General features: G+C 70.8%; 6 protein-coding genes and 1 tRNA gene. 1 reads left to right on the top strand and 6 read right to left on the bottom strand.

All coding sequences use genetic code 11. The annotated features are described in order from the left end of the window. The first annotated feature begins 474 nt into the window (after positions 1 to 474). Positions 475 to 966, top strand: a complete 492-nt coding sequence (locus ABZS66_RS41610) for a hypothetical protein (protein WP_354767775.1) — start codon at positions 475 to 477, stop codon at positions 964 to 966. Positions 967 to 1,365: 399 nt separating this feature from the next. Here the strand turns inward: ABZS66_RS41610 and ABZS66_RS41605 are convergent, their stop codons facing one another. The 6 genes from ABZS66_RS41605 to bcp all read right to left on the bottom strand — a co-directional run bounded on the left by ABZS66_RS41605 (position 1,366) and on the right by bcp (position 6,140). Beyond that, positions 1,366 to 2,097 (bottom strand): hypothetical protein, encoded by a 732-nt coding sequence (locus tag ABZS66_RS41605; protein ID WP_354767773.1) that lies wholly within the window; start codon positions 2,095 to 2,097, stop codon positions 1,366 to 1,368. A 53-nt stretch (positions 2,098 to 2,150) separates the two neighbouring features. After that, positions 2,151 to 2,223, bottom strand: a tRNA-Leu gene (locus ABZS66_RS41600). Positions 2,224 to 2,246: 23 nt separating this feature from the next. Further along, positions 2,247 to 3,092, bottom strand: coding sequence for a transglutaminase family protein (locus ABZS66_RS41595; RefSeq protein WP_354767771.1), 846 nt, complete (start codon positions 3,090 to 3,092; stop codon positions 2,247 to 2,249). Beyond that, complete coding sequence (locus tag ABZS66_RS41590) at positions 3,089 to 4,036, bottom strand: alpha-E domain-containing protein (protein ID WP_354767769.1); 948 nt, start codon at positions 4,034 to 4,036, stop codon at positions 3,089 to 3,091. Before ABZS66_RS41590 ends, ABZS66_RS41595 begins: the two co-directional genes overlap by 4 nt. Next, a complete protein-coding gene (locus tag ABZS66_RS41585) occupies positions 4,036 to 5,598 on the bottom strand; it encodes a circularly permuted type 2 ATP-grasp protein (RefSeq protein ID WP_354767767.1) in 1,563 nt (520 codons plus the stop codon). Before ABZS66_RS41585 ends, ABZS66_RS41590 begins: the two co-directional genes overlap by 1 nt. A 68-nt stretch (positions 5,599 to 5,666) precedes the next feature. After that, a complete protein-coding gene (gene bcp, locus ABZS66_RS41580) occupies positions 5,667 to 6,140 on the bottom strand; it encodes a thioredoxin-dependent thiol peroxidase (protein WP_354767765.1) in 474 nt (157 codons plus the stop codon). Between the last annotated feature and the right edge of the window lie 99 nt (positions 6,141 to 6,239).

Raw genomic sequence — 6,239 nt, 5'->3', positions numbered from 1 at the left:
TCGTCACCGACGAACCTTGACCAACCAGCAACAGCCCTAACTGAACGGCGTTGGGACTAGGCCCGGGCGAGGTGGCCGCGGCGGCCTGGTGAGCGGGTCGAGGCGGTCGAGGCCGCCGACCGGTGTGCGCGACGTTCGCGGCGATGTCGGCGACGCCGCGCGCCGGCGCGCACGCCGCCGGCGTTGAGCGCATCCCCGAGCCGCGGAACGAGCCGCGGAACGAGCGGCACGGCGGCGAGGGCCCCAACGCGGTGGCGCGGTCGCGCCGAGGCGGTCGAGGAGTGCGGCCCACCACCCGGCGCCCGCTGATGCGAGTCCGTGGTGGACAGTTGGGGTGACCGGTTTCCGGCAGTCGGTGACGCGCGGGTGTCCGGGCTGGTCATCCGGTTCTGCCGCCGGGTGAGTTGTAGCAGTGCGGACGGTCACGGCATTGCGTGACTGCGCGGACACGGCTGCTCTGGTAGAACAACGCGCGTGTCATTTCTGCTGTGGTCCGGGCGGGCCATCGGGTATCGGCGGGCGGCCGCCGGTGCGGCGGTGGCTGTGGGGTGCTTCGTGGGCGGGTATCTGGTCGTGCCCGAGCGCGCCCTTGAGCAGCCGAAGTGGCTGCTCGTGAGCGGTGTGTTGTTCCTCGCCGGCCTCGCGGCGGCCGGGTGGGCGGCGGCGATGGCACACGTCGGGGTGCAGATCAGCATGTACAACGTGCGGATCCGGCACGGGCTGCTGCCCATGCCGCCGATCTCGGTGCCGCTGCGGATGATCGGGGAGCTGCGGTCCGTCGACGTGCAGTCCAGCATCGGGCAGCGGTGGGGATGGACCTGGGTCCCCGGGCGTGGGCGGGCCGTCATCGTGCGGTCCGGGCCGGCGCTCGTCTTCGACTTCGGTGGTCGGCAGTTCATGGTGAGCGTCGACGACCCCGAGGACGCCATCGCCGCGCTCGGGCGAGTCCGGGCCACCGCCCGCTGAGACCAGGAATTGGTGAAGCCCGGGGGAGTATCCATCCCCCGGGCCTCGGCGTGCCGCCCAATTGCGCACACCGGCACGTTTGAAGGGCACGGGTCAGCTTCAGGGCGTCGCGCTCTTCGATTGAGCTATCGGCCCGGGAAAGAGGGCCGAGCGGGAGTTGAACCCGCAACCTCGACGACGGTGCCCGCGCTCGGTCGATCCGGTGTTCGGCGGCGAATGCTCAGACTGGAGCGAGAAGTTGAGTTTGTGTCTCGGCTCTCGCGGCTGCCTCTTCCCCTTGGGCTACGCCGCCACGGAAATGGCGGCGGGAGGATTCGAACCTCCACTGACACCGCGCGGACCTGTCAAACTGAGCCTCAGGTTCAGTCTGCGCTCCTTGCGCGCCGCCAATATTAGCCGTCACCCGAACAGGAAGCGAAACACTTTCTCGCCGGTCTCCTGGTTGACCACCTCGGCGCTGTTGGCCTCCTCGCGGGCGAACTTCACCGCCGCCTGGAGCTTCTCGACGCGCTCGACGAGCTCGTTGACGCGCTTGGCGGGCAGGGCGCCGGAGAACTTCACGGTCTTCCAGTAGCCGATGACGACGTCCTCGTAGTAGACCTCGACCTGCGCCGGGTGCTTCTCCGTCGCCTCGGCCTTCACGTGGTTGCGCGGGATCTTCTTCGTGCGCGTCGTCTGGGTCGGCTCCGTGGCGTAGCAGTCGGCGGAGGCGTCGTAGGCCCAGGTCTCGGCGGCGTCGAGCACCGGCAGCTTGCGCACGAACGTCAGCAGGTCGACCAGCTGCTTCTCCAGGAACAGCAGGTAGGACACCGGCACGTCGCGCAGGAGCGGCTCACCGTCCACCACCACGTCGGCGCGGGCCACGCAGTTGGTCCAGTCCTTGGTCGCGGTCACGTCGAACAGCCGGGTGAGGATGGTCCCCGTCTGGCGCAGCACCTCGTCGGCCTTCACCTGGACGCGGGTCGACTCGGGCGGCAGCTGCTCGCCCTCCTCGTCCTTCGGGCGATACGTGCGCGAGATGCCGGCCAGCAGCGCCGGCTTCTGCAGGACGTGGTGGGCGTCGGTGAGCTCCTGGAAGGAGCGGGACTTGACGCCCTTCTCCACCGCGATGATCTGATTCAGCTTCGTCATAATGCGCACGAGTGTACGAGCGCGGGGCGCGGCGAAAACAGTCAATAAATGCGTGGGGCCGGTGAGAGTCGAACTCACACTGGCACGGACCTAAACCGTGTGCCTCTGCCATTGGGCTACGGCCCCTGCAACCGAGACACACACTGTACTCAGGCCAGCCGCGTGATCTCCACGGTGACTCCCAGGTGCTTGCTCGGCGCCCCGTGGTACACGCCCCGCAACGGCGGGACGTCGTCGTAGTCGCGGCCGCGGGCCACCACCACGTGCCGCGGGCCGACCGGCACGCCGTTGGTGGGATCGAAGCCGGTCCACTCCCCGCACCACCACTCGACCCAGGCGTGGCTCTGGCCGGCGACGGTCTCGCCCACCTCGGCCTCGACCTTCGGGTGGAGATACCCCGAGACGTACCGCGCGGGCACGCCACGGGCCCGCAGCAGCCCGACGGTCAGGTGCGCGATGTCCTGGCAGACGCCCTTCCGCAGGTCCCACGCCTCCTGGGCGCTGGTCTGCACCCCCGTCGATCCCGGCACATAGGCGACCTCCGACCGCACCCAGTGCGAGACGGCTTCCGCCGCCTCGGCCGGAGGCACATCCAGCGAAGACCAGGCGAGCTCGGCGAGCGCGGGGTCCACGGCCGTCAGCGGCCGCTCGGTCAGGAACTCGGCCTGCGCGTCCAGCACGGCATCGGAGCGCAGCGCGGCCCAGTCCAGGGACGCCGACACGACCGGCGGCGCCGACACCTCGACCAGGCTGCTCGACACCACCCGCAGCTGCTGGTGCGGCCGGTGCAGGTCGAACGCGGTGACCTGGGTGGCCCAGTAGTCGTGGTACCGGTACGTCGCCGCCCCCGGCGACACCTCGACCTGGCTGAACAGCGTCGTCTGCCACGGCAGCGTCAGCGGGGTGAGCCGGACCTCGTTGTAGGAGGCCGAGACGGTGCCGGCGTACTTGTAGCCGGTGACGTGCCGGATCTTCAACCGCCAGCTCGTGCTCATGACCCACCCCAAGCGACGGTGCCCCAAGTGACAGGCGTGGACTGCGGGAAATAGCGGGCGGTGATCGCCGCGCTCGCCGTCGCGCACGTCTGCTGGAGCGCCCGCAGGTGCTGCGGCAGCTCACTGAGCAGCGTGGTCATGTCGGCGTACTCCAGCCGGGTGCGGATCTGCCCGATCGGCCGCCGGGCCGGGTCGGTCACGCCGGCCCGCTCGGTGGTCGGCGCCAGGTCGCGCAGGCACTGCTCCGCGGTGCCGAGGGCGTGCAGGGCCGACCGCGGGAAGAGGCGGTCGAGGAGCAGGAACTCGGTGACCCGCTGCGGGTCGAACGTGCCGCCGTGGGTGCGCAGGAACGCCTCGTCGGCCCCGCAGGAGCGCAGCACCGTCCGCCAGCCGGTGACCTCGTCGGGCGTGTTCGTCTGGATCGACAGCAGTCGCGCGGTCATGTCCACGCGCTCCAGCGAGCGGCCCAGCACGAGGAACCGCCACCCGTCGTCCCGGCTCATCGTCGACTCGGCGAGCCCGGCCAGTACAGCGGCCCGCTCCCGCACGTAGCTGAGGAACACGGTCGGCCCGAGGCGCTCGGCCGCGACCCGCCGGGACGCCAGCGTGTGCCAGGTGACGTTGAGGCACTCCCACATCTCGCTGGAGATCGTCTCGCGCACGCCCCGGGCGTTGTCGCGGGCCGCCACGATCGCGCCGGAGATCGCGCTGGGGTCCTCGGCGTCGAACGCGAGCAGCTCCAGCACGTCACCGGTGGTGAGACGGCGGTCCTGCGGCGCGGGCGCGCCCAGGATCGACATCAGTGAACGGCAGGCGGCGTCCTCGTCGGCCCACGGGTCCTCCAGCAGGCGGCCGAGGAACGCGTCGAGGATCCGGGCGGTGTCGTCGGCCCGCTCGATGTAGCGGCCGATCCAGAACAGCGACTCCGCGATTCGCGAAAGCATTATTGTTGTCCCGCCATCTGAGCCGCCGCCGGTCCGCTGTCGCGCGGGCTGGCGCCGGAGTCCCGCGGCTCGACCGGGGCGCGCGGGCGGAGGGGAGCGGGCGCCGGTTCGCCCGGATGGGCCAGGACCCAGGTGTCCTTGGAGCCGCCGCCCTGGCTGGAGTTGACGACGAGGGCGCCCTCCGGCAGGGCGACCCGGGTCAGCCCGCCGGGCAGGAGCCAGATCTCGCTGCCGTCGTTGACCGCGAACGGCCGCAGGTCGATGTGCCGGGGCGCGACCCGGTCGCCGAGCAGCGTCGGCGAGGTGGACAGCGCCACCGGGCGCTGCGCGATCCAGCCGCGCGGGTCCTGCTCGACCGTGCGGCGCAGCGCCGCGAGGGTCTCCGGCGAGGCCTGGGGGCCGATGACGATGCCCTTGCCGCCGGCGCCGTCGACCGGCTTGAGCACCAGCTGGTCGAGGCGGCCGAGGACGTCGTGGAGCACGTCCGGGTCCCGGTCGTCGAGCCGGTACGTCTCGACGTTGTCGATCAGCGGCTCCTCGGCCAGGTAGTAGCGGATCAGGTCGGGCACGTACGTGTAGATCAGCTTGTCGTCGGCGACCCCGTTGCCGACCGCGTTCGCGAGGGTGACCTGCCCGGCCCGGGCCGCGTTGACGATGCCCGGGCAGCCGATCACCGAGTCGGGCCGGAAGTGCAGGGGATCGATGAAGTCGTCGTCGACCCGCCGGTACACCACGTGCACAGGCCGCTCGCCCTGCGTCGTGCGCATCCGCACCCGGTTGCCGCTGCAGACCAGGTCGCGGCCCTCGACCAGCTCGACGCCCATCAGCCGGGCGAGGAGGGCGTGCTCGAAGTAGGCCGCGTTGTAGACGCCCGGCGTGAGGACCACGACCGTCGGGTCGTCGATGCCCTCGGGCGCGGCGGCCCGCAGCGCGGCGAGCAGCCGGGCCGGGTAGTCGTCGACCGGCCGCACCCGCGCGTCGGCGAACAGCGCCGGCATCGTGTGGGTGAGCGCGCGCCGGTTCTCGATGACGTACGACACCCCGGAGGGGATCCGCAGGTTGTCCTCGAGGACCCGGAACCGCCCCTCCTCGTCGCGGATCAGGTCGACGCCGCTGATGTGCACGCGGACGCCGTTGGGCGGCTCGATGCCGTACGCCTGCCGGTGGAAGTGCGCGCTGGTCGTGATCAGCTTGCGCGGTACGACACCGTCGACGAACACCCGGCCGGCGCCGTAGATGTCGGCGAGGAAGGCCTCCAGGGCCTTCACCCGCTGCTGGACCGCGGCGGTCAGCAGGTCCCACTCGGCGGCGTCGATGATCCGCGGGATCAGGTCCAGCGGGAACGGCCGCTCCTCGCCCGCATAGGCGAACGTGACCCCGCGGTCGGTGAAGACGCGGGCGAGTTGGTCGGCGCGGAACCGGAGGTCGGCCGGTGCCAGCGGCTGGAGCGCGGCGAACAACGAGCGGTAGGGCGCCCGGGGCTGCCCGGGCCGCTCGAACATCTCGTCCCACGCTTCGAACATGGCCCCCGACATCGCATAGTCATCGAAGATGTCCGCCATGACGAGAGCCTAGGCACGAACCGTTTCGGCCGCATTACCAGTGTGTTTTTACGCCGATCTTGCGCAGGTCAGTCGAGGCCGAGGTCCCGCCGCAGCTTCGCCACGTGCCCGGTCGCCTTCACGTTGTAGAGAGCGCGCTCGATGTGTCCCTTCTCGTCGATCACGAACGTCGAGCGGATCACGCCCAGCACCGTGCGGCCGTAGTTCTGCTTCTCGCCATACGCGCCGTAGGCCCGCAGGACCGCGCGGTCGGGGTCGGACACGAGCGGGAAGGTGATCGCGTCGCGCTCCCGGAACTGGGCGAGCTTCGCCGGCGAGTCGGGAGAGATGCCCACGACCTCGTAGCCGGCGGCCTGTAACGAGGCGAGATTGTCACGGAAGTCGCACGCCTGCTTGGTGCAGCCGGGCGTCATGGCGGCCGGATAGGCATAGAGGACGACCTTGCGCCCGCGAAGGTCGGCGAGCGACAGGGGCTCGTCCCGGTCCGTCTGCAGCGTGAACTCGGGGGCGGTGTCACCCGGCTCGAGGCGCGTCGTGGTCATGTACGGACTCTATCGCGGACCCCGCCCCGGCCAGTGACCCGTATAGCGCAACGTCCATCGGCCGTGACGATATGTCATCGGGAACTTCCGGACCCCGAC

The organism is Dactylosporangium sp. NPDC005572, from assembly GCF_040605515.1.
In the GTDB taxonomy this organism is placed as follows: Bacteria; Actinomycetota; Actinomycetes; order Mycobacteriales; family Micromonosporaceae; genus Dactylosporangium.
The sequence above is the reverse complement of the archived record's forward strand: the minus strand, read 5'-3'. Positions and strand labels throughout refer to the sequence as shown.